We start from the raw sequence: 21,661 nt of genomic DNA, 5'->3' as shown, positions 1-21,661 counted from the left end.
ATACCGCTCCGGGCTCGTAGAGTCAGCCGTATGCGACACCCTGAGGTGCTCCTCGGCAACAGCGACGACGTATACGATTTCTACCGTGCACACCGGCAGAACCGGCTCCAGGCGATGGGCGCCTATGCCCTGCTCGGCCGGCGCTACCGGCCCCGGATCAGCTATTCCGACGGCGCCCGCCCGGCGATCCGGGAGCTGATTCGTGCCCGCACCCCGCTGCTGATCGCGGTCAACCACCTCTCCCGTCTGGACCCCTACACACTCGCCGCGGCGGCCTGGCGCAGCGAACTGCGCCCCCTCATCGGCCGCACCCGGGTGCTGGCCAAGGACGAACTGTTCGAAGAAGTGACACTGCGCCGCCGGATCGACATGATGGGCGGGATCCCGGTCTTCCGGAGCACCGACCACGGCCTGCGGGCGGTGAACGCGGCCGGTCAGCGGATGATGGATATCTGCGCCGAACGGCTGGCCGAGGGCGACAGCCTGGCCGTCTTCCCGGAAGGCACCTGCAACGACAGGGATCCGGCGCGGGTACAGCCGGTCGGCACCGGAATCGGGCACATCGCTTTCCGCACCGGCAAGCTCGGAGTGCGGCCCGCGCTGGTCTGCCTGGGCCTGAGCTATGGGAAGCGTACCGATCCGGCGGTGGAACCCACCAAGGACGAGGTGCGATCGGCGAGCTTCCACTTCACGCTCCCGCGTACCGAACTCCCGGCCCGGCCCGCGGAGATCGCCCGGGTGGTCAAGGAGGACCTCCAGCGGGCGCTGGACGGAGCCGTGGCCGCGTACTGAACGGGTGCCGCGACCGCCTCCGGCCTATTGAGGCAGCCCCAGGCGGTCGCGGGCCCAGTGCGGGACCATCTGCAGGTACTGCGGCCGGGTCTCGATGAAATGCTGGACCACCCGGCACATGGGCAGCGCGCCGAGCCCGTCGGCGTAGGTCGCGTGCAGGGCCGCCTCGACCAGGTCACGGGCATAGCCCTGCCCGTCGTAACGCGGGTCGATCTCGGTGTGGACGAACGCACGTTCATCGACGGTGTCCTGGTATTCGGTATAGCCCGCTACCTCGCCGTCGACCGTGATCTCGAAGCGTTCCAATGCGATGTTGTTGCGGACCTCCGTCGGCATGGCTCGACGCTACTCGCTCCACGGTGAATTTTCCCCCGCAGCGGCGAGTCCGGTTGCCCAGCGTGTCAGGGCATCTCGATGATCGCGCGCCCGATGATTTCGCCGCGGGAGAGTGCCTGGTAGGCGGCGTCGGCTTCGGCCAGGGGGTAGCGGCGGGTGATCAGTTCCTGGGGGCGCACCGTGTTCGCGGCGACCATCCGCAGCAGCGCGGGCATATCGGTGCGGGCCTTGGCGCCGTAGGAGCCCCGGACCAGCAATTTCCGGCGGACCAGGCGGGCCAGGTCGATGTGTCCGGTGGAGCCCGCGGGGGCGATTCCGACCACCACGGCCCGGCCGCCGTCGTCGAGGATGTCCAGCGCGGTCGTGAAGGTGGCCGCGCTGCCGAGCGCCTCGAACGCCACATCCACCCCGTGGCCGCCGGTGAGTTCCCGGACCCGGGCCACGACGTCCTCGGTGCGGGAGTTCACGGTATGGGTGGCCCCGAGTTTCGCGACGGCGGAGAGTTTCTCGTCGCTGATATCGATCGCGATGATCTGGGCGACGCCCGCCGCCGCCGCGAACTGCACGATCGAGGAGCCGACGCCGCCGGCGGCGACCACGGCGATCCGGTCGCCGAGCCCGAGTTCGGCGTTGTGCACCGCGCCCAGCGCCGTGAACGAGCTGCAACCCAGGATCGACACCGCCTCCAGACCCACCTCCGGCGGTACCGCGAAAACATCGGAGGCGGGTACGACGCAGTATTCGGCGAGCCCGCCCATCGAGTACATCGCCAGCGGCGAGCCGTCGGCCCGGGCCAGCCGGGAGGTCCCGTCGTAGAGGGTGCCGTTCAACCGGTTGTGCGCGAAGAACTTCTCGCACAGGTCCTCGGCTCCGCGGACGCAGTGGCGGCAGTCGCCGCACGGCATGATGAAACTGCAGACGACACTGTCGCCCACCGCGACGTTGTCCACACCCGCGCCGAGTTGCTCGACCACGCCGGACACCTCGTGACCCAGGACGGCGGGCGCCGGGAACTTCACCTCGGATTTCAGGACGTGCAGGTCGGTATGGCAGACCCCGCACGCGCTGACCCGCAGCAGCACCTCGCCCCGCTGCGGGACGGGGACCGGGATGTCCTCGATGACCAGCCGGGGTTCGGTTCCGTGAAAAACTGCGGCCTGCACGCGTCGCTCCTCTGCCGTTCGTATCCGCGCCCGCGCGTGCCCGGAGGACGGCGGGTGCCCCGACCACCGTCTCAGAAATTCGGGTGGCCGGTACCCGGTTCGCGCGGACTCGCCGATCTGCCCGGGGCGCCCCGCCGGTACCTAGGCGGCGGCGAGGCCCAGAACACCGGCGACGGCGACCGGGACCGCGTAGAGCAGCGGGTACGGAATATGCGAGTAGGCGCGGGCCCGCAGCACCGTCAGCACGGCGCCCGCGAAGTACAGGACCAGCGCGGTCACCGATACGACGGCGACGGCGGGGACGAAGAGCCCGGCCACCAGCCCCGCCGCGCCCGCGGCCTTGGCCCAGCCGAGCCACGGCCACCACGATTCGGGCACGCCGTAGTCCCGCAGGTTGTCGACGACCCAGCCGGCGTGCAACAGCAGTGCCCCGGCCGAGAAGCCGACCCACGCGGCCGCGAAAAGGGTGACGACGGTGTAGGCGATCGACATCGGAACTCCTGGTGACGAGATCTGTACGGGGATACCGGGATGACGACGCGGCGGGCGCGAATGTGACATCCGAACAATCGAGAGCACTGCTCTTGACTTTGCCGCCGCAAAGTGCGATTGTTGTTCACAATAGAGAGCACCGCTCACAAGGAGAAGAAAATGACCGCCTCGACCCGTTACCTCGCCCCCACCGGCTTCGATCCCATTTTCAACCGCGTCGTCAACACGCTGCCCAAACTCGGAATCAGCGTGGCCGGTTCCCGTTTGCTGGCCGTGCGCGGCCGCAAGTCCGGAGAATGGCGTAGCACCCTGGTGAACGTGATGACCGCGGCGGACGGGCAGCGCTATCTCGTCGCACCGCGTGGGCATACGCAGTGGGTGCGCAATATCCGGGTGGCCGGCGGCGGCGAACTGCGCCTCGGTCGCCGGGTCGAGGTCTTCACGGCCGTCGAGATCCCCGACGCCGACAAGGTGCCGCTGCTGCGGCTCTACCTGGAGCGCTGGGGCTGGGAGGTCGGCCGGTTCTTCGAAGGCATCACCAAGGATTCCACCGACGAGGAGCTCGCCGGGATCGCACCCGGATTCCCGGTCTTCCGGATCGAGCCCGCGGCCTGATGGGAGCGTGCGCCGTTCAGGCGCGGCGGGTCAGCAGGAACTCGATGGCGGCCGCGTAACCGAAGCTGCCCATCCCGGCGACCACCGCGGCCGCGATGGGCGAGACGTAGGAGTGCCGCCGGAACTCCTCGCGGGCGTGCACATTGCTGATGTGTACCTCGACGATCGGCACCTCGGGGATGACCAGCGCGTCCCGCAACGCCACCGAGGTGTGGGTCAGGCCGCCGGGATTGATGACGATCCCCGACACCGTGCCGCGGGCCTCGTGGATCCGGTCGATCAGCGCGCCCTCGGCATTCGACTGGAAATGCACGATCTCCCGGCCGTGCGCCGCGGCGGCCCGACGGCACAATTCGATTACATCCTCGAGCGTCTCCGACCCGTAGACATCGGGTTGCCGGATGCCGAGCGTATTCAGATTCGGCCCGTTGAGGACCAGAATCGGGCTGCTCGAGGTTTGCGGGAGGGCGTCGTCGGACATGGCAGCAACCCTACCGACACCTCACACGCGCACCGAGGATTCTGAGCTACCGTGACGGGGTATCTCTCCAGGGATGGCGGACTTGTGGGGTGACGCCGCACCGCCTCGGACCGATCGGTAGCGTAGCTTCGCCGGGCGTCTCCGGACGCCACGGTAAACGATCATGGTCCGCCCTGCGCCGAGTTGGGTACGGCCACAACTACACACGGTGGGACCGGGTAAGGTTTCGGGTTTGCGAGCAGTCGCAAGCAGGCATTTTTCAGGTACGGTTGTCTTGTTACCGAAGTGACAAGAGTGAAGAGTGGGCGACATGGATGTGTGGGGATCCCGCCGCTTTCGCTTCCGGGGCGCTCTTGCCCTTACGGGGGTGGCGGCTTTGGTAATAGCGATGGGATCATGCGGGACCGGTGCCGAGTCGACCGGCCCCGAGGCAGTCGTCGACCAATTCACCGAACTGCTCGACGAACGCGACCACGCCGCGGCCGCGGAACTCACCTCGTATCCCTCCGCCGCTTCGGCAACTCTCGGGCAAATGTTCGACGGTCTCGAATCCGGAACCGTCGACTACGAGAAAACGCAATTCATCGGGCTCGACGCGGAATCGGGAATCTTCAGCCTGGACGTCCACTGGAACTTCGGCGAGCGCAAGGACTGGTCCTACGGCCTGGAAGGAACCATCCGCAAACTCTCCAACGGCTGGAAGATCTCCTGGGATCCCTCGGTGGTCATGCCGCAGCTCGCGCACAACCGCACCGTGCAGCTGGTCCGCACCACCCCGGAGCCGGCGCCGAAAGTCGTGGACAACATCGGTAAACCGCTGATGACCCAGCAGGACATCAATGTCATCCAGCTCGATCCGGCCAAGATGCCGAATGTGGGCGCCTCGACCGACGCGCTGTCCCGTGCCATCGAACCGGTCGCGCCGCTGATCACCGGCGCCACCCTGCGCGACAAACTGGCACAGGCGGGTGGGAAACCGATCACGGCCGTGAGTCTGCGCGAGGGTGATTTCGCGATCCTGGAACCGGAGATGGCACCCATCCCCGGTGTGGTGATGAAGAAGGAGCCGCGGCTGATCGTCGCCGACCGCCGCGTGTTCTCCCCGATGCTCGACGCGATGCACAACGTGTGGGAGGAAAGCCAGGACCGGCATTCCGGCTGGGGCGTGCAGCTGTTCGAGAACGGGCAGTTCGTCAAACAGCTGGCGGGGTACCAGGGCCCGGCCGGGCCCGATATCGCCGGGACACTGGACCAGCGGTTACAGCGGGCCGCCGAGGACGCGGTGGTCAGCGCGGGTTCGCCCGCCTCGATCGTGGTGACCCAGCCCTCCACCGGCGCCGTGGTGGCGGTGGCGCAGAACAACTACTCCAGCGCGCAGGGGCCGGTCGCCTTCACCGGGCTCTACCCGGCGGGCGGTGCCATCGAACTGTTCCGGGTGGCCGCCGGTGCCGCCAAGGGCAAGGCACCCAAGGATGTTTCCGATCAGGAGGCCGTGGAGGCCGCGACGCTACTCGGCGTCGGTGTGGATTTCCGGGTTCCGGGTCTGGAGGAGGTCACCGGCCGCCCTGCGGGCGCCGGCGGCGCCGAACCGGTACGGCAGGGCGCCGGATCGGACCCGCTGCTGGTGAGCCCCTTCGGAATGGCGATCGCGGGGGCCGCCATCGCGAACGGCACCCTGCGGACCCCGATGATCGAGCGCGGGCGCCCGGGCGAAACCGACGCCCCGGTGGGTCCGCTGCAGCCGCCCGTCGGTGATGCGCTGCGCGGTGCGCTGCGGGACGGGATGAACGCCCCGCATATGGCGCGGCTGCGCGGATTCCGGGATGTCGCCGGATTCTCGGCGAAGGCCGGCGATGACGGCTGGCTCATCGCGAGTATGGGGGACCTGTCGTTCGCGATCCATATCGCCGATGTCGACAGCAGCGATATGGTCGTCCGGATGGGCGAGCGGATGCTGCAGGCCTTCGCGAAACCGGACGAGTGAGCGGTTGGGCTCACCGGGCAGGTCAGCGCAGCCGCAGCGCCCGGATCGCGCCCCGCCAGCCGAGCAGGAACAACGCCAGCACCACTGCCGCCACGACGATGAAACTCACCGCGGTGCCCTGACCGGATACGACGCGCAGCAGCATCCCGATCACCAGTGTGCTCAGCCAGATCACGATGCCGGTGGGCCACAGGCGAGTGGCGTCGAACGGTTCGGTTCCGGTGCGGCGGCGTTCCAGGACCAGGGCGGCGATCCATCCGACGGCCAGTCCCGCCACGAACGGCCACGCGGTGCGCAACAAGCCGGCGATGATCGCCTCGTCGTGACTGCGGCGTCCGATAACGCAGAACAGCACCACGAGCAACACATCGGCGGCGATCGGCCCGAACCTTCTCACCCGGTGCAGCCTAGTAGCCGGACCCGGTAGCGGATCGCCGTACCCGTCCGTCGCCGCCTCCGCTGTGCTCAGCCGTTGAGCCGGGAGAACTCCTTCTCGTATTCCTCGTCCTCGGCATTGCGATTGCGGAACAGGAAGGCGAACACGATCCAGCCGATGATCGCGATCAGCACGAAGCTCACCAGGCGGTAGACGAACGCGGCGGCCACGGCCTGGGCCGCGGGCAGGCCGGCGGCCGCGGTGAGACCGTAGATCAGGGTCGCGTCGACGTAGACGATGCCGCCCGGCGCGAACGGTATCGACCCGACCGCCTTACCCGCCGCGAACGCGATCAGCAGACCGGCCCATCGCGGATCGCCGCCGATCGCGTAACAGGCCGCGCCCAGACAGGCGACGTCGGCGAGCCGGTGCACGACCGCCCACCAGGTGACCCACGCACCGTCGCGGGTACCCAGATCCACCGTCTCGACCTGGGCGAGCATCTCCCGGACCTTATCGGCGCCGGTATCGGCCGCGCGTTTGCGGAACCGGTTGACCAGGGCCAATCCGCGCCGCAGGACGCCTTCGAGCGTGCCCGGATGCCGCGACGCGTAGTTACCGGCCCAGACCAGCGCCACCACACCCGCGATCGAGAGCACCAGCTTCACCGGGCCCACGTCGCCGCCCGCGAGGAGAGTGCCCAGCACTCCGAGCAGGGCCAGGCCCACCGCCGACACCACTCCGGAGAACACCAGCTGCCAGGACGCCACCACCGGGCTGGCACCCCAGCGCCGGGTCTGCCGGTAGGTGAACGCGGTGGAGAAGACCTGCCCGGCCGGCAGGGTCACCGACATGGCGGTGGCTCCGTAGACGACCGCCACCGATCGGTGCTGGCTCACGACGACCCCGCCGGCCCGCAGCAATTGTTTCTGGACGTGCCCGAATCCGGTCATCGACAGCATTTGCAATGCGATACAGGCCGCGACCCAGCCCCAGTGGATTTCGGTGAGTTTGCGCCACGATTCGTGCAACCGCGGCCACAGGTAGAAGGCTTCGCCGATCAGGAGCAGCAGCAGCACGGATATCGCCAGCCATTTGACCCAGCGGAATCTACGGCGGCGATTCTCCCCGCGCGGGGAATCCGGGGCATCCTCGGCCGGGGACACGGCAGCGGTATCCGCTGTATCACCGTTGGCCGTCACGGGCCCAGCCTAGTGGACACGCCCAGGTGAAGTCCGTACCGTCCCTCCGCCGCCGCGCCAAGGGGGGTAGCTGCGGGAACCTCCGGCCGGACCGGTCAGCCCTGGTCGGGCCCGGCGGCGGGCCAGGACAGCCGGGTCTTGCGGCGACGGCCCCGTAGCTGCACCTCCTCGCCCGCGGTCCAGCGCCGCTGCTCGCTGTCCTCGGCGAAATACAGGGCCGAACCCGAGGCCAGAACCCGGCCCGGATAGTCCTTGGCGAGCTCGGTGAGCCGGGAGGCCTCGTTCACCGGATCACCGATCACGGTGTATTCGAAACGGTTGGCCGCGCCGATATTGCCCGCGACCGCCAGACCCGCCGAAACACCGATACCGATATCGAGCCCGGAAATCGAGCGCAACGCCTCCCGCAGATCCCGGGCGGCGGCCAGGGCCGCCGTCGGGGCATCCGGCCGGTCGAGCGGGGCGCCGAATATCGCGAGGGCGGCGTCGCCGACGAATTTGTTCACGAATCCGTGGTGATAATCGATCACATCGACCACCACCCGGAAGAATTCGTTGAGCAGGCTGACGACCTCGGTCGGCGGATGTTCGGCGGCGGTCGCGGTGGAGCCGACCATATCCACGAACAGCACCGCCACGAACCGGGTCTCGCCGCCGAGTTCGGTGCCGTAGTCGAGGGCGCGCTGGGCGACTTCGGCGCCGACATGCTGGCCGAACAGTTCCTGCAGTCGCTGCCGGGTGGCGGCTTCCTCCATCATGCGGTTGAAACCGACCTGCAGCAGCCCGATCTCGCTGCCGTCGAACACCTCGACCTGGACATCGCGGGCGCCGTTCTGCACCTGGTCGATGGCCTGGCTGAGCTGGCGGACCGGATCGGAGATGCTGGAGGCCGTGAGCATGGACAGCGCGAGCGCCTGCATGATCACCACCCCGCACAGCAGCAGAATCGAGACCGCCAGCGACTGCGCCGAGAATTTGACGTCCGACGAGATCTGGGTGACGCACAGCAGCACGATGGCGATGGTGGGGGCGAAGGTTCCCATCCCCCAGGTCATGGCCATCCGGGTACCCACCCCCGGAGTGAGCGTGTGGTCGAACCGGCCGGCGGTCAGTGCCTCGGCCGCGACCGGGCGCAGAATGCGCTCGCCCAGCATGTAGGTGAAACCGAACACGATGGTCGCGGCCATACATTCGCTGACGATCACGGTTCCGGCCAGTGTCGCGGTCTCGGAGATGATGTACGCGCCCAGGATGCCGCCGCCCAGGATCCACAGCGCCAGATGCAGGATCGCCTGCCGCAGCGGGGCGTGCAGCGTCGCCATCTGTTCCTGACGGCTCGGCGGCCCGCCGCGTACCTGCCAGCGCATCACCGGCCGCAGCATCAGGGCCGAGGCGGCCACACTGAGTACGCCGCCGGTGAGGAAGACCACGGCCGGGAGCAGCAGGCCGACCTCCCGGGCATCGGGCTCCTGCCCTTCGGGCACCGGCAACCCGTATTGGATGAACGCCCACACGAGCACCGCGCCGAACGCGTTCGCGAGCAGCATCGAGGTCAGGTACAGGGGCCAGCGCGTATGCATGGTCTGTTTGACCGCTTCCAATGGCGCTGACACGTGTACCAATCTAGCGTCCGGCGGTGACGCCCCGATGCTCCCGGGTTCGGGGGTTAGGCTCGGCCGGATGACCGAGCCGAAACCCACCGCCGCAGACGCCGTTCACCCGATCGTCCGCCAGACCGCCGAATGGGCGTGGCGGCTGTTGGTGATCTTCGCCTTGGTGGGAGTGCTCGCGGCGGCGGTGCGGCGGTTGGACACCGTGGTGATCCCGCTGTCCATCGCCATGCTCGCGGCGGCACTGCTGGCTCCGCTGGTGGACTGGATGCAGCGGCGCGGACTGCCGCGCGGGCTCGGGGTGTTCGTCGCGATGGTCGGTTCGCTGGGGCTGGTGGCCGGGGTGGTGACCTTCGTCGTGGAACAGTTCGTGGTGGGCGTGCCGCAACTGTCGGACGAGTTCACCAGCAGCATCCACCAGGTGCAGGACTGGCTCATCAACGGGCCGATGCATCTGAGCGACGAACAGATCCGCAATGCCGGCGACGCGGCGGTCCGGGCCATCCAATCGAATCAGGACACGCTCACCAGCGGCGCGCTCACCACCGCGACGATGATCGGGCATATTCTCACCGGCGCTTTCCTGACCCTGTTCATCCTGATCTTCTTCCTCTACAGCGGCTATCAGATCTGGGAGTTCGTGACCCGGATCGTGCCGCGGCCGCACCGCGAACGGGTGCGCACCGCCGGGGAACTGGGGTTCGGCTCCCTGGTGGGCTTCGTACGCGCGACCGTCGCGGTGGCCGCCGTCGACGCGATCGGTATCGGCGCCGGGCTGGCGCTGCTGGGCGTCCCGCTGGCGCTCCCGTTGGCCTCGCTGGTGTTCATCAGCGCGTTCATCCCGATCATCGGCGCCTTCCTGGCGGGTTTCGTGGCCGTATTCATCGCCCTGGTGACCAAGGGATTGGTCACCGCGCTGATCGTGCTGGGCATCATCCTGGCGGTGATGCAGCTCGAAGGGCATGTACTGCAACCGCTGCTGCTCGGCCGGGCCGTGCGGATCCATCCGCTGGCGGTGGTGGTGGCGATCGCGGCCGGTGTGGTGCTCGGCGGTATCGCGGGCGGATTACTGGCGGTACCCCTGGTCGCGGTGTTGAACACGGCGATCAGATCGCTACTCGCCGACGACCCGGAGGAACTGCTGACGGAGCTGACACCGGACGGCAAGGGTATCTACGTGGCCGAGCCGGATTCGCCCGAGCCGGACAGTGATCCGGGGCCCGCGGATCCGGAGAACACCGGCAGATTCGATTTCTCCGGGTTGCTCGCGGGCGCGCAGCGCCGGCTGCCGCTCCCCCGGACGAACGAATCCGACGGCGCGCGGCCGGCGCCGGATCCGGAAGAGGCCGGTGACAAATCGGGGTGAGGGCGGCCGCACCGGCCTGCCGCATCCGGGAATGCCCTGATGCGGGATCCGGGCGGAGCTGGGTAACCTCGGTCCTATGGACGGCCCCGATCCGGATTTCGACGGTGCGGGTTCCGGCGGCCAGGTCGGCAGCCGGGACCTGCGTGTTTCCGATGCGGAACGGGAGCACGTCGGTGAGCTGCTGCAACGCGCGGTGGGGCTGGGAATGTTGTCGCTGGGGGAGTTCACCGAGCGGATGGATACCGCGCTGGCCGCCAAAACCCGCGGTGACCTGAATTCGGTACTGATCGATCTGCCCGGAGTGCGGCTCATCGGCGAACCTCCCACCCGCCGATCCGGGCACGGGCGGCCGATGCCCCGGCCGCAAACGGGTGCCGCGCAGCTGTCGGGGGTGGTGCAGGGCGGCGCGATCCGGCCGCGGATGTCGGGGGTGAATCGCCGCGGCAACTGGCAGGTCGCGCCGTTGCTCCGGGTGAACAGCTGGCTGTCCGGGGTCACCCTGGATTTCACCCAGGCGGTGATGACCACCCAGGTGGTGGAGATCCAGGTCGACGATTACGCCAGCTCGCTCACCCTGATCGTTCCGCAGGAGGCCACCGTCGATCTGGACGGTCTGGAACTGGTCGGGTCCAGCGTCAACAACAAGGTGCGCAGCGGTCCGCCGATCGGTCCGCTGCATCTGCTGGTGCACGGGCGGATCCGATTCGGATCGGTTACCGCCAAGCAGCCTTTCATGGCGCACTGGCGACGGCTGCTGGGGCAGTGATCGCGGTGTGCCGCCCGGGATGCGGGCGGCCCACCGTCCGCTAGTCCTGGTCGCGGCGGCGCAGCAATTCGTTCACGCTGACCGACCTGCCCTCGCCGTGCTGGTGCCGCCCGGTGTCCTCGGCCGGTGTACCGGCCTGCTGACGCCGCGCCGAGCGCAGTCCGGCCATCCAGGATTCGATGCTGTTGCGTTCCCGGCCGTCCGGATTCTGCTGCGGCTCCGGCGGCTCCGCCGATTGATCGGCGAGACTGTCCGGCCGCGGCGCCGGGGGTGTGGGCCGTTGCGCGGGCCGGGTCGGCGGCTCGGGCAGTCGGTACTGTCCCGGCATCTCCGGTGGCTGGGCTCCCGGTACGCGCCGGGGAAGTTCGGGCAACCCGGATGCCTGGCCGCCCGGAGTCGCGTTGCCGGGGTTGGAGATCCGCGGCATCGGGCGGGGTTGCGATCCCTGATCCTGGGGCGAGCGGGAATCCTGCTGTCCCGGAACCGGGTTCGGCCCGGTGCGCCGCGGCGGGGCCGGCGGCCTCCGCAAACCCGGGTCGGGCGCCGGACCGCTTCCGGGCGGCTGCGGCCCGGGCCGGGCCGGAGGGCGGCCTTCGGGCGCGGGCGGGCGCGGCGGCACCGGACGGGCCGGGCCGACAGGCCGCCCTCCCGCCCGGCCCGGCTGCTGCGGGGAACCCTCCGGGGCCGATTGGCGCGCGCCACCGAGACGGGCCTGCTGCGGCGTCGGCGGTACGGGCGGTGCGTCGGCCGGGCTCGGGTAGACCGTGCGGCCGGTGGCGTTCTGCCCGCCTTCGTCGTCGGTGGGTTCGGAGGCGAACATTCCGCGCAGCGTCGGTGTGGCGAAACCCGGTCGGCCGGTGGGTGGTCCGGCCTGCGGGGGGCCCGCGGGGGTGTTGCGGCCCGGTGCCGCAGGTCCGGATCGGCCCGGACCCGAAGGACCCGAACGGCTCGGTGCCGCAGGTCCGGGTCGTCCGGGTGCCGGTGGGCCGGGCTGGTTCGGTGCCGGTGGACCGGATTGGGTCGACGCGGGCTGGTTCGAAGTCTGGGGGCCCGGCTGGTTCGGGCCCGGCCGGGTGGGCAGCGGGTTCGGCGTGCGGCCGGCCTCGGTGCGGCCGGAGGGGCCGGGGCGGTGTTCGTGTCCGGCCCCGCCGGGGCGTCCGGGTTCGGGGGTCGCACCCGGAATACGCCCGGGTTCCGGTGTGCGGCCGGGCAATCCGGCCGGACCGGGTTCGGCGCCCTCCCGCAGGCCGCGTTCCGAACCGGGCTGCGGTGCGCCGGAGCCCATTCGCGAGCTTTCGTCGAACGGTTGCGGTCCGCGGGCCGGGGGCCGGGGAGTATCGGCCGGCGGTCGGCCGCCGCGACTTCCGGCCGCGGTACCTTCGCCACTCCGGCCGGGCTCGCCGGAACCGGTGGCCGGCGGATTCGCGCGCGGGCGGGTCGGGTCGGGCGGGGTCGGCATCGGCTGTTTGGGCGCCGCGGGCGCGGAATCATCGGATCGCGGCTTGTCGCCGCCCTTGCGGCCGCTCTTCGGCAGTGCCTCGAGATGCGTTGTGGGCGCGCCCGCTTCGATCTCCTCGCGTGAGCGCTTCAGCACCGGCGTCTTGCGCTGTTTCTCCGAGGTCAGCGCCGGCATCTGCATGGTGACCGGATCGGTGACCGGGGTGGTCTTGACGAGGTCGACCACATCGCCGCCCCCGGGACGCTCGTTTTCCAGGAGCGGCTCACCCAGCCCGATCCGCTGCTGGATCCGTTTCATCCAGGCCGGTGCCCACCAGCAGTCGTCGCCGAGCAGTTTCATGGTGGCCGGGACGAGCAGCATGCGCAGGATGGTGGCGTCGATGATGAGCGCCGCGATCATGCCGTAGGCGATGTACTGCATCATCACCAGATCCGAGAACGCGAACGCACCGGTGACCACCAGCAGGATCAGCGCGGCGGCGGTGATGATGCGGCCGGTGTGCGCGGTGCCGATGCGCACGGCCTCGGTGGTGGAGGCGCCCTGGGCGCGGGCCTCGACCATCCGCGACAGCAGGAAGACTTCGTAGTCGGTGGACAGGCCGTAGATGATGGCGATGATCAGCACCAGCACCGGCGACATGATCGGCTGCGGGGTGAAGTTCAGCAGATCCGCGCCGTTACCGTCGACGAAGATCCAGGTCAGGATGCCCAGGGTCGAGCCGAGACCGAGCACGCTCATCAGCGCCGCCTTGATGGGCAGCACCAGTGATCCGAAGGTCAGGAACATCAGCACCGTGGTGACCAGCAGCACCACGGCGATCATCAGCGGGATCCGGTCCACCAGCGCGTCGATACTGTCGCCCTGGAGGGTCGGTTGCCCGCCGACCAGCATCGTCACATCGTCCGGTACGTCTATCGCCCGGAGGTATTCGACGGTCGGCCGGTAGTCGTCGGAGTCGAGAAGTGTCGCTTCGGTGCGGAATACGTCCGGCCGGTTCGGGGATTGCGACGGCACCGCGAAGCCACCGGCATCGGCGAGGCCCGGGGCCTTGTCGACCTCCCGCAGGACCTTGCCGATGGAGGAGCTCTTCTCGCTGATGAATATCAGCTGGATGGGGTCGGATTGGCGCAGCGGGAAGGTCTGGTCGAACTCCTCCTGGGCGATTCGGACGGTGTTGTCGGGCGGGAGATACTTCTCGCTCATACCGCCGAAGGCCAGGTTCTTCACCGGGATGATCAGCAGCAGCAGTCCGACGCAGATCGGGATGGCGATCTTGAGGGGATGCCGCATGACCCAGGTGGTGATGCGGCCCCACAGGCTGGCCTCGACCTCCTCGGCGGACTTGGTCTTGCGCATCTTCTTGAAGCTCAGCATGTCCACCCGCGGACCCAGCACGCTCAGCATCGCGGGGAGCAGGGTGATCGAGGCGAGGGCGGCCACCGCGACGGTGGCGATGGTGCCGTAGGCCATGGATTTCAGGAAGCCCTGCGGGAAGAGCAGCAAACCGCCGAGGCTGGCGATGATCATGGTCGCGGAGAACACGACGGTCCGTCCGGCGGTCATCACCGAACGCCGGACGGCGGCCGGGGTGTCGTAACCCTCGGCCAGTTCCTCTCTGAACCGGCTGACGATGAACAGCCCGTAGTCGATGGCCAGGCCCAGGCCGATCATCGACACCACGGCCCCGACGAAGGTGTTCACCTCGGTGAACTTCGTGACCATCATGAGGATGCCGTTCGCGGCGAGGATGGTCAGACCGCCCACGATCAGCGGGAGCCCGGCGGCCACCACACCGCCGAAGATGAAGAACAACAGAACGCCGACCGCAGGAATGGCGAGGAGTTCCATCCGCTTCGTATCGTGCGCCATGGTGTCGTTGAGCGTGCCCGCCACTGGTTGCAAGCCCGCGACCTGCACGTTGACCCCGTCGATGAAGAAAACATCCTTCACGGCGCGGTAGTTGCGGACCATTTCGTCGTCGTTGTCGCCGACGATCGCGATGGAGGCGAAGGTTTTGGTCTTGTCCTTGGAACCGAATACCGCCGGCTGGGCCTCGCCGGTCTCGGTCTTCCAGTAGGCGCCGTTCACCTTCGCGATCTGATCCGGATGTTCGCGCGGGATCCGGTTCAGGCTGTCGACGATCTTGTCCCGGAACGCGGGATCGGAATCGACCGTCTGACCCTCCGGCGCTGTGTAGAGGACCAGCACATCGGCATTGTGGTCGCGGCCGAAGGACTCGTCGGAGATCTCGGCGGCCTCGACCGACTCCGATCCCGGATCGAACAAACCGCTGGAGCTGAGGTGATCCGCCAGTCCGAGACCGAAGCCCCCGAGGCCGAGCATGCCCGCGACAACCACTCCGATAACGGCGAAACGCAGTCGATAGACCAGATCGCCCCAGCGGGTGAACACTTAAGCGACTCCTTGTGCGGGGCGAGAGGTGAGCAGCGCCGACAGCGGCCGGAACGGCTGCAGCCAGGCACCCTCGTCGGGCAACGAGTCGAGGCTCACCCGGGGGAGCGGTTCACGGAATACTCCCGGGATGTCCTCGAGGTCGACGAATTCGAGGGTATCGGATGTTACGGCCCAACTCGCGTGCTCACGGAACCCGAGTACCTGAACCGGAATGCCCTCGGTCGCCAGCTGCTCCAGCGGTTCGCGGAAGGCCTGGCCGTCGGCCGAGGCCACGATGATTCCGGCGAGCCCGGCGCCGCGGGTGCGCTGCTCGATATGGCCGAGCATATCGGAGTCGACGTCGGAGTCCTCGTCGATCTTGGGCTTGGCGAATACGGCGTAACCGACATTGCGCAGCGCCTCGACCCACGGCCGGACCACATCGGCGGTACCGGGGGCGATATTGGTGAACACGGTCGCTTCCGGCTCCACCCGCTGCTTCTCGCCGGCGGACAATTCCGACGTGCGCGCCAGCAGCCAGCGGCCCAGCGCGTCGAAGCGAGGACGGTAGGCGGCGGTCGGCCGGCCGCCGAGAATGGCGCCCAGACCCATATCGAGGTTGGGTGCGTCCCAGACCAGCAGAACCCGCCGTAATCCGTCCGCATCCGGTCCGACCGTCTCGCCGCCGGATTCGTGCAGACTTCCGGCAACCTCGTCGCCGGCCGGGGCCATCTCACTGACGCTCATCATTCGATCTTGCCCCATATGAACTCGTTGATCGCGCTACCGGCGCGATGTGCCTTGCTCTCGAACTTGGTGACCGGACGCTCGAATCCGATCGGCGCCGAATCGCGGTGTTCGGCGCTCACCCCGCCGGTGGTCTCGTTCAGGCCGGTCAGCAGAGGTTCGGCCGCACCCACTTCGGCGATGTGCTCGGCATAGCCCGCGTGATCGGTGGCGATATGCAACACACCCCCCGGCCGCAGCCGGTCGGCGATGAGCGCCACGGTCGCCGGTTGCAGCAACCGGCGCTTGTGGTGGCGGGCCTTGGGCCAGGGGTCCGGAAAGAACACCCGCACCCCGGTCAGCGATCCGGGAGCAATCATGTTCTCCAGCACATCTACCGCATCGCCGCGGAGCAGCCGGATATTACCGATTTCCTCGCGTTCGATCCGCTGGACGAGCTGGGCCAATCCAGGCTGGTAGACCTCGATGCCGATCAGGTCGATATGCGGTTCGTCCCGGGCCATCGCGGCGGTCGCGGTGCCGGTTCCGCAGCCGATCTCGATGACCAGCGGAGCGTGCCGGCCGAACCAGGCGTCGGTGTCCAGTGCTTCGTCGGCCACATCGCGGCCGATCACCGGCCAGGTACGGTCCCAGGATTTCTGCTGGTTGGGGGTGAGCGCGCCGCGCCGGGAGCGGAAGCTGGTGACCCGGGGGTAGAGCCGCGATCCGGCGCCGAGGCGGCGCGGGTTCGGGGCGCCCGGGGAGCCGTCCGCGTCTTCCGTCACCGCGACGGGAACGGATTCGGAGTGGGGGTGCACGGCGTCGTTCACACCCCTATTGTCCCGCATGCCCGACTGTGGTCCGCAGCGGACCGCCAGGGGCCTACCCGTTGGTAGGACGAGGCCGTTTTCGCGCCCGGCGCGCGGTGGGCGGTCTTCTGACAGAATGCGCACCGGACCAAGGGGGTACGTGACGGTGGCGGCGATCGAGGGAGCGGACGGGTATATGCGTGAGGCGGGGGCGGCGGATCCGCTGGACCGGATGATCTCGACGTTGCGGATGGGCGACGGGGTGGACACCGGAATCGCCAACGGTATCGAGGCGGCGGTGCACCGGTGGCGGACACTGCCGCGCGCACAGGTCGCCGGACGTACCGGGTCGGGCCGGACCACCGTGGCCCGGGCGCTGGGATTGCAGCCGGGGGTGGAGACGGCCCCCGTCGACGAACCGGGCTTCCCGGATCCGGTGCTCGACGCCGATATCGTCGTCTACGTGCTGGCCAGCACTCCGTCGCCGGGTGACCGCCGGGTCCTGGCGACGCTGACGCCGCAGCGTTCGCTGCTGGTGCTCAACAAGGCCGATGCCATCGGTACGGGATGGTCCGACGCGGTCACGGCGGCGGACCGGTACTCCCGGCAGTTCGGGCTGCCGACCTTCCCGATGGTGGGTTCGCTGGCCGCGCGCACCATATCGGGGGCGCTGCGCGAAGGCGATCTGGAATTGCTGCGCCGGCATGCCCATGCCGGATCCGCGCTCGCCGTCTCCGCCGATTCCTTTCTCTCCCCGGCCGCCGGAACCGATACCGCCGAACGTGCCGAACTGTTGGACCAGTGGGATCTGTACGGCGTGTCGTGTGTGCTGGCCACCCTGGACCGCGAACCCGATCTCTCCCCGCAGACCGTGCTGCAGATCCTGCATACGGTCAGCGGGGTCGAACCCGCGGCGAAATTGCTCGGCGTGCGCTATCAGCAGGCGATATCCCGGCGGGCGGGGGTCCTGGTCGACGAGCTGACCCGGCTGGCGGCGCGGGCGGTGCCGCGCGGGCAGAGCCGGGCGCGGGCACTGATCACCGAATACCTGGACACCGACGAGGCCCGCTGGCTCGGGCTGTGCGGCGGCCTGGCCGACCCCGAGGTCGCGCATCTGGCCGCGGGCTATCCCCGGCCCGAACCCGAGGACGCCGACGATGCGCTGGCCCGCGCGGTGCGCTGGCGGGCGGTGGCATCCGGTGAGATGTCACCGGCCGCGCGCCGCGCCGCGATCAAAGTGCACAACGGGTACGTCCGGATGTGGGAACGGATGAGCAGTGTCGGACTCTGACGTCCCCGCCGCGAGACCGGTGCCGCCCGGGCGGCCCGGCCCCGCGCCGCCGCCCGCCGGTTTCGGAACCGGCGGATCGGCGCCGGCGCCCACGGCGGGCCGGGTTGTCGATCCACTGCCCGGTGACGTGCTGGCGGTGGTCGAGCGGTGGAATCCACAGGGGGCGGCGCTGCTGTCGACATCGGCCGCGGGCGGGACGGCCGCGCCGGTTTCCCTGATCGGTCCGGATGACGCCAACACCGCGCTGCTGCGGACCGAGCTGACCCGGATCGAGCCGCGGGTGGAGCTGAGCGCCCCGGACACCGAGCCCGTCGTATCGCCGGGGGCCGTCGTATTACTGGCTTTGGACGCGGGCGTGGTGATCGGCGCGGGGGAACTGGACACCGTCCGCCGGCTGCACGATCGCGGCGCCCGGGTGCTGCTCGTACTCAACGGCACACATGCGCACCGCGATTGGGAACTGGCCCGCGACCGGACCGCCGAAATCATGGCCGCCGCCGGCCCGGTCTGCGAGATCGTGCCGGTTTCGCCGCGGCTCGCCCTCGCCGCCCGGACCTCGGCCGATTCGGCGCTGTTCGACCAATCCGGGCTCGGGCTGCTGCATACCCGGCTGATCGCGCTCACCGCCGACGGCTCCACCGCGGCGTCGCGCCGGCGGACCGCGGCCGCGCAGGTGGTCGCCGATACCCGGGAGCGGATCGCGCAGGAAGAGGCGACGCTGCGTTCCGGGAGCGAGACCGAGATGCTGCGGTCCGAACGGGCCCGGCTGCTCGCCGAACGCGACGGCGGCCGGGCGGTGGCGGTATCCAATCTGCGTGCCCAGCTCAACCTCGCGCGCGTGGATCTGCTGACCCAGGTGGGTGCGCGGGTCCGGACCCTGCACGCCGAGGCGCGCGCCGAACTCGACCGGCCGGCCCGTTCGGGTCGCCGCGAGTTCCCGGAGCGGCTGCGCTCGGCGGTGAACCAGGTGACCGCGGCGGTGGATCTCGATATCGCCGCCCGGCTGACGGAGCTGCGGGCCCGGGCCGCGGCCGCCCCCGCCCCGGGCTCGGCCGGACCGGATGGGACGCCTCCGCAGCGTCACGATCCGGCCCCCACACTCGGGCCCGATCCGCAACCCCGGGGCCGGGGTGTCGAAGATCACCTGATGATCGTTCTCGGTGCCTCGGCCGGTGTCGGTCTGGGCCGGCTCCTGGTATCGCCGCTGGCTCTGGTTCCGGCCCTCGACGCCGCCACGATCCCGGTGACGCTGCTCCTCGGCGCGGGCGCCGCGGCCTGGGTCGTGCGGGCCCGCCGCCAGCTCGCCGACCGCGACCACCTGCGGCAGTGGGTCGCCGACGCGATCGCGAATGTGAAGGCCCAGCTGGAGCAACGGGCGGTAACAGCGCTGGTCGAGACCGAATCGGAGCTTTCGGACGAGATGGTTCGCAGCGCCGCGGCGCATATGCTGGATGTCGATCGACGGGTGGCCGAATTGGAGGTCGCGCTGCGGCGCGCCACCTCCGGACAACCCGGTCGGCTCGCCGCTTGTGCCCGTGACCAGGAGATCCTCGAGCGCTGGGCGGGCGGTACCGGAAAATAGTTTGTTCACCCCTATTGATCGGCAACCCGATTCCATAGGGGCCGCAATACCGCGTTAACCTCTAGACAGGAACCTGGGCGTCCGCTTCGCCCTTGGTGTACTTCCGGTACCCGGAAGTACACACGGCGGGCCATAGCGGGCGCCTCACCCGCCAATGGTGGCGCTAGGTGTTTTCGCGCTGGTCACGGGCCCAAGGGCCAGGGCGGAGGCATCGGTGCCGCCCATTTCAGGAGAGTTTTCATGACCTCAGCGACCATTCCCGGTCTTCGTGGATCCGACGGCACCGCGCCGACCGAACACAGCGAACTGCTCGCCTGGGTTCAGGAGGTCGCCGAACTGACTCAGCCGGATCGAGTTGTGTGGGCAGACGGTTCCGACGCCGAATGGGATCGGCTCACCACCCGGCTCGTCGAGGCGGGCACGTTCAAGAAGCTGGACGAGAAGAAGAAGCCGAACTCGTTCCTCGCGTTATCCGACCCCTCCGACGTGGCCCGGGTCGAATCGCGCACCTACATCTGTTCCAAGGCCGAGGCCGACGCGGGCCCGACCAACAACTGGGTCGATCCCGCCGAGATGCGCGCCACCATGACCGAGCTGTACCGGGGCTCGATGAAGGGCCGCACCATGTACGTGGTGCCGTTCTGCATGGGCCCGCTGGGCGCCGAGGACCCGAAGCTCGGCGTCGAGATCACCGACTCGGAGTACGTGGTGGCCTCCATGCGGGTGATGACCCGGATGGGGCAGGCGGCGCTGGATACGCTCGGCACGGATCGCCCGTTCGTGAAGGCGCTGCACTCGGTCGGCGCGCCGCTGGCCGAAGGCCAGGCCGATGTGCCGTGGCCCTGCAACGACACCAAATACATCACGCATTTCCCCGAGGACCGCGAGATCTGGAGCTACGGCTCCGGCTACGGCGGCAACGCGCTGCTGGGCAAGAAGTGCTACTCGCTGCGCATCGCCTCGGCCATGGCCCACGACGAGGGCTGGCTGGCCGAGCACATGCTGATCCTGAAGCTCATCTCCCCGGAGAACAAGGCGTACTACGTCGCTGCCGCGTTCCCGAGTGCCTGCGGTAAGACCAACCTCGCGATGATCCAGCCCACGGTCCCGGGCTGGCGGGCCGAGACCCTGGGCGACGATATCGCCTGGATGCGGTTCGGCAAGGACGGCCGGCTGTACGCGGTGAACCCGGAATTCGGATTCTTCGGTGTCGCGCCCGGCACCAACCGCTCGTCGAACCCGAACGCGATGGAGACGCTGGAGGCGGGTAACACCGTCTACACCAATGTCGCGCTCACCGACGACAACGATGTGTGGTGGGAGGGCCTCGAGGGCGAGCCCGATCACCTGATCGACTGGAAGGGCAACGACTGGTACCTGCGCGAGACCGAGACCCTGGCCGCGCATCCGAACTCGCGCTACTGCACCCCGATGTCGCAGTGCCCGACGCTGGCCCCCGAATGGGACGACCCGCAGGGTGTGCCGATCTCGGCGATCCTCTTCGGTGGCCGCCGCAAGACCACGGTTCCCCTGGTCACCGAATCCTTCGACTGGCAGCACGGCGTCTTCATGGGTGCCACCCTGTCCTCGGAGCAGACCGCGGCCGCCGAGGGCAAGGTCGGCACCGTCCGCCGCGACCCGATGGCCATGCTGCCGTTCATGGGCTACCACGTCGGCGACTACATCGGGCACTGGATCAACCTCGGCAAGAACGCCGACGCCACCAAGCTGCCCAAGATCTTCTACGTGAACTGGTTCCGGCGCGGTGCAGACGGCCGCTTCCTGTGGCCGGGATTCGGCGAGAACTCCCGGGTGCTGGAATGGATCATCGGCCGGATCGAGGGCTCCGCGCAGGCCGAGCCGACGGCGATCGGCAATGTGCCCACGGCGGCCCAGATGGATCTGTCCGGGCTGGATGTCGAAGCGGCCGATGTCGACGAGGCGCTCTCGGTGAACCTCGACGAATGGCGTTCGGAGATTCCGCTCATCGAGGAGTGGTTCGAGTTCGTCGGCGACAAACTGCCCTCCGGCGTCCGCGACGAATTCGAGGCCCTCAAGCAGCGGGTGCTGTGATTTTGGCGCGGCTTCGCCGCGCGGGGTTCGGCCCTCTTGGCGTCGCCTGTCAGCACTCGAGACTCGTGGCTTCGCCACCTCGCTTCGAGTGCTGACAGGCGACGCGGGCCGAACCCTTTCAGGGCCTCGCTGAACTCGGCGCCG

At 69.0% G+C, this 21,661-nt stretch carries 18 protein-coding genes; 8 read left to right on the top strand and 10 right to left on the bottom strand.

The window, feature by feature from the left end:
- The first annotated feature begins 30 nt into the window (after positions 1–30).
- Positions 31–792: a lysophospholipid acyltransferase family protein gene (locus AB0F41_RS28175; RefSeq protein WP_357428979.1), complete on the top strand. Its 762-nt coding sequence runs from the start codon at positions 31–33 to the stop codon at positions 790–792.
- 24 nt (positions 793–816) lie between these two features.
- Here the strand turns inward: AB0F41_RS28175 and AB0F41_RS28170 are convergent, their stop codons facing one another.
- The 3 genes from AB0F41_RS28170 to AB0F41_RS28160 all read right to left on the bottom strand — a co-directional run bounded on the left by AB0F41_RS28170 (position 817) and on the right by AB0F41_RS28160 (position 2,783).
- Positions 817–1,128: a GNAT family N-acetyltransferase gene (locus tag AB0F41_RS28170; protein ID WP_357428977.1), complete on the bottom strand. Its 312-nt coding sequence runs from the start codon at positions 1,126–1,128 to the stop codon at positions 817–819.
- Between the two features lie 65 nt (positions 1,129–1,193).
- Positions 1,194–2,291: a zinc-binding dehydrogenase gene (locus tag AB0F41_RS28165; RefSeq protein ID WP_357428975.1), complete on the bottom strand. Its 1,098-nt coding sequence runs from the start codon at positions 2,289–2,291 to the stop codon at positions 1,194–1,196.
- Between the two features lie 141 nt (positions 2,292–2,432).
- Positions 2,433–2,783 (bottom strand): DoxX family protein, encoded by a 351-nt coding sequence (locus tag AB0F41_RS28160; RefSeq protein WP_357428973.1) that lies wholly within the window; start codon positions 2,781–2,783, stop codon positions 2,433–2,435.
- Positions 2,784–2,942: 159 nt separating this feature from the next.
- Here AB0F41_RS28160 and AB0F41_RS28155 point away from each other — a divergent pair, with 159 nt between their 5' ends.
- Positions 2,943–3,398, top strand: coding sequence for a nitroreductase/quinone reductase family protein (locus tag AB0F41_RS28155; protein WP_357428971.1), 456 nt, complete (start codon positions 2,943–2,945; stop codon positions 3,396–3,398).
- Positions 3,399–3,414: 16 nt separating this feature from the next.
- Here AB0F41_RS28155 and aroQ read toward each other — a convergent pair whose 3' ends face one another.
- On the bottom strand, positions 3,415–3,879 hold the full coding sequence (gene aroQ / locus AB0F41_RS28150; RefSeq protein ID WP_357428969.1) for a type II 3-dehydroquinate dehydratase: 465 nt from the start codon (positions 3,877–3,879) through the stop codon (positions 3,415–3,417).
- A gap of 388 nt (positions 3,880–4,267) precedes the next feature.
- Here aroQ and AB0F41_RS28145 point away from each other — a divergent pair, with 388 nt between their 5' ends.
- Positions 4,268–5,863 carry an NTF2-like N-terminal transpeptidase domain-containing protein gene (locus tag AB0F41_RS28145; RefSeq protein ID WP_357428967.1) on the top strand — a complete coding sequence of 532 codons (1,596 nt, stop codon included), beginning with the start codon at positions 4,268–4,270 and terminating at the stop codon, positions 5,861–5,863.
- A gap of 22 nt (positions 5,864–5,885) precedes the next feature.
- On the opposite strand, the gene AB0F41_RS28140 is transcribed toward AB0F41_RS28145, so the two are convergent.
- The 3 genes from AB0F41_RS28140 to AB0F41_RS28130 all read right to left on the bottom strand — a co-directional run bounded on the left by AB0F41_RS28140 (position 5,886) and on the right by AB0F41_RS28130 (position 9,021).
- Positions 5,886–6,260 carry a DUF3054 domain-containing protein gene (locus AB0F41_RS28140; RefSeq protein WP_357428965.1) on the bottom strand — a complete coding sequence of 125 codons (375 nt, stop codon included), beginning with the start codon at positions 6,258–6,260 and terminating at the stop codon, positions 5,886–5,888.
- A gap of 68 nt (positions 6,261–6,328) precedes the next feature.
- Positions 6,329–7,405: a YbhN family protein gene (locus tag AB0F41_RS28135; RefSeq protein WP_357428993.1), complete on the bottom strand. Its 1,077-nt coding sequence runs from the start codon at positions 7,403–7,405 to the stop codon at positions 6,329–6,331.
- Between the two features lie 131 nt (positions 7,406–7,536).
- Positions 7,537–9,021, bottom strand: a complete 1,485-nt coding sequence (locus AB0F41_RS28130) for an adenylate/guanylate cyclase domain-containing protein (RefSeq protein WP_357428991.1) — start codon at positions 9,019–9,021, stop codon at positions 7,537–7,539.
- Positions 9,022–9,121: 100 nt separating this feature from the next.
- Here AB0F41_RS28130 and AB0F41_RS28125 point away from each other — a divergent pair, with 100 nt between their 5' ends.
- Together AB0F41_RS28125 and AB0F41_RS28120 are read left to right on the top strand one after the other, a co-directional pair.
- Positions 9,122–10,417 (top strand): AI-2E family transporter, encoded by a 1,296-nt coding sequence (locus AB0F41_RS28125; protein WP_357428963.1) that lies wholly within the window; start codon positions 9,122–9,124, stop codon positions 10,415–10,417.
- Positions 10,418–10,493: 76 nt separating this feature from the next.
- On the top strand, positions 10,494–11,183 hold the full coding sequence (locus AB0F41_RS28120; protein ID WP_357428961.1) for a DUF1707 domain-containing protein: 690 nt from the start codon (positions 10,494–10,496) through the stop codon (positions 11,181–11,183).
- A 40-nt stretch (positions 11,184–11,223) separates the two neighbouring features.
- On the opposite strand, the gene AB0F41_RS28115 is transcribed toward AB0F41_RS28120, so the two are convergent.
- From AB0F41_RS28115 to trmB, 3 genes are read right to left on the bottom strand one after another with little or no spacing between them, the layout of a single operon-like run.
- Positions 11,224–15,054 carry an MMPL family transporter gene (locus AB0F41_RS28115; protein ID WP_357428959.1) on the bottom strand — a complete coding sequence of 1,277 codons (3,831 nt, stop codon included), beginning with the start codon at positions 15,052–15,054 and terminating at the stop codon, positions 11,224–11,226.
- Positions 15,055–15,783: an NYN domain-containing protein gene (locus AB0F41_RS28110; RefSeq protein ID WP_357428957.1), complete on the bottom strand. Its 729-nt coding sequence runs from the start codon at positions 15,781–15,783 to the stop codon at positions 15,055–15,057. It abuts the gene before it with no gap.
- Positions 15,783–16,592 carry a tRNA (guanosine(46)-N7)-methyltransferase TrmB gene (gene trmB, locus AB0F41_RS28105; protein WP_357428955.1) on the bottom strand — a complete coding sequence of 270 codons (810 nt, stop codon included), beginning with the start codon at positions 16,590–16,592 and terminating at the stop codon, positions 15,783–15,785. The genes AB0F41_RS28110 and trmB overlap by 1 nt, the downstream gene beginning before the upstream one ends.
- 115 nt (positions 16,593–16,707) lie before the next feature.
- Between trmB and AB0F41_RS28100 the strand changes: the two genes are divergently transcribed.
- The 3 genes from AB0F41_RS28100 to AB0F41_RS28090 all read left to right on the top strand — a co-directional run bounded on the left by AB0F41_RS28100 (position 16,708) and on the right by AB0F41_RS28090 (position 21,517).
- Positions 16,708–17,862: a hypothetical protein gene (locus AB0F41_RS28100; protein ID WP_357428953.1), complete on the top strand. Its 1,155-nt coding sequence runs from the start codon at positions 16,708–16,710 to the stop codon at positions 17,860–17,862.
- Positions 17,849–19,444 carry a hypothetical protein gene (locus AB0F41_RS28095; protein ID WP_357428951.1) on the top strand — a complete coding sequence of 532 codons (1,596 nt, stop codon included), beginning with the start codon at positions 17,849–17,851 and terminating at the stop codon, positions 19,442–19,444. Before AB0F41_RS28100 ends, AB0F41_RS28095 begins: the two co-directional genes overlap by 14 nt.
- A 240-nt stretch (positions 19,445–19,684) precedes the next feature.
- Positions 19,685–21,517 (top strand): phosphoenolpyruvate carboxykinase (GTP), encoded by a 1,833-nt coding sequence (locus tag AB0F41_RS28090; RefSeq protein ID WP_357428949.1) that lies wholly within the window; start codon positions 19,685–19,687, stop codon positions 21,515–21,517.
- Positions 21,518–21,661: the final 144 nt, after the last annotated feature.

Origin of the sequence: Nocardia sp. NPDC024068, from assembly GCF_040638875.1 — a bacterium.
Classification (GTDB): Bacteria; Actinomycetota; Actinomycetes; order Mycobacteriales; family Mycobacteriaceae; genus Nocardia.
This window is presented reverse-complemented; position numbering and strand designations above follow the sequence as displayed.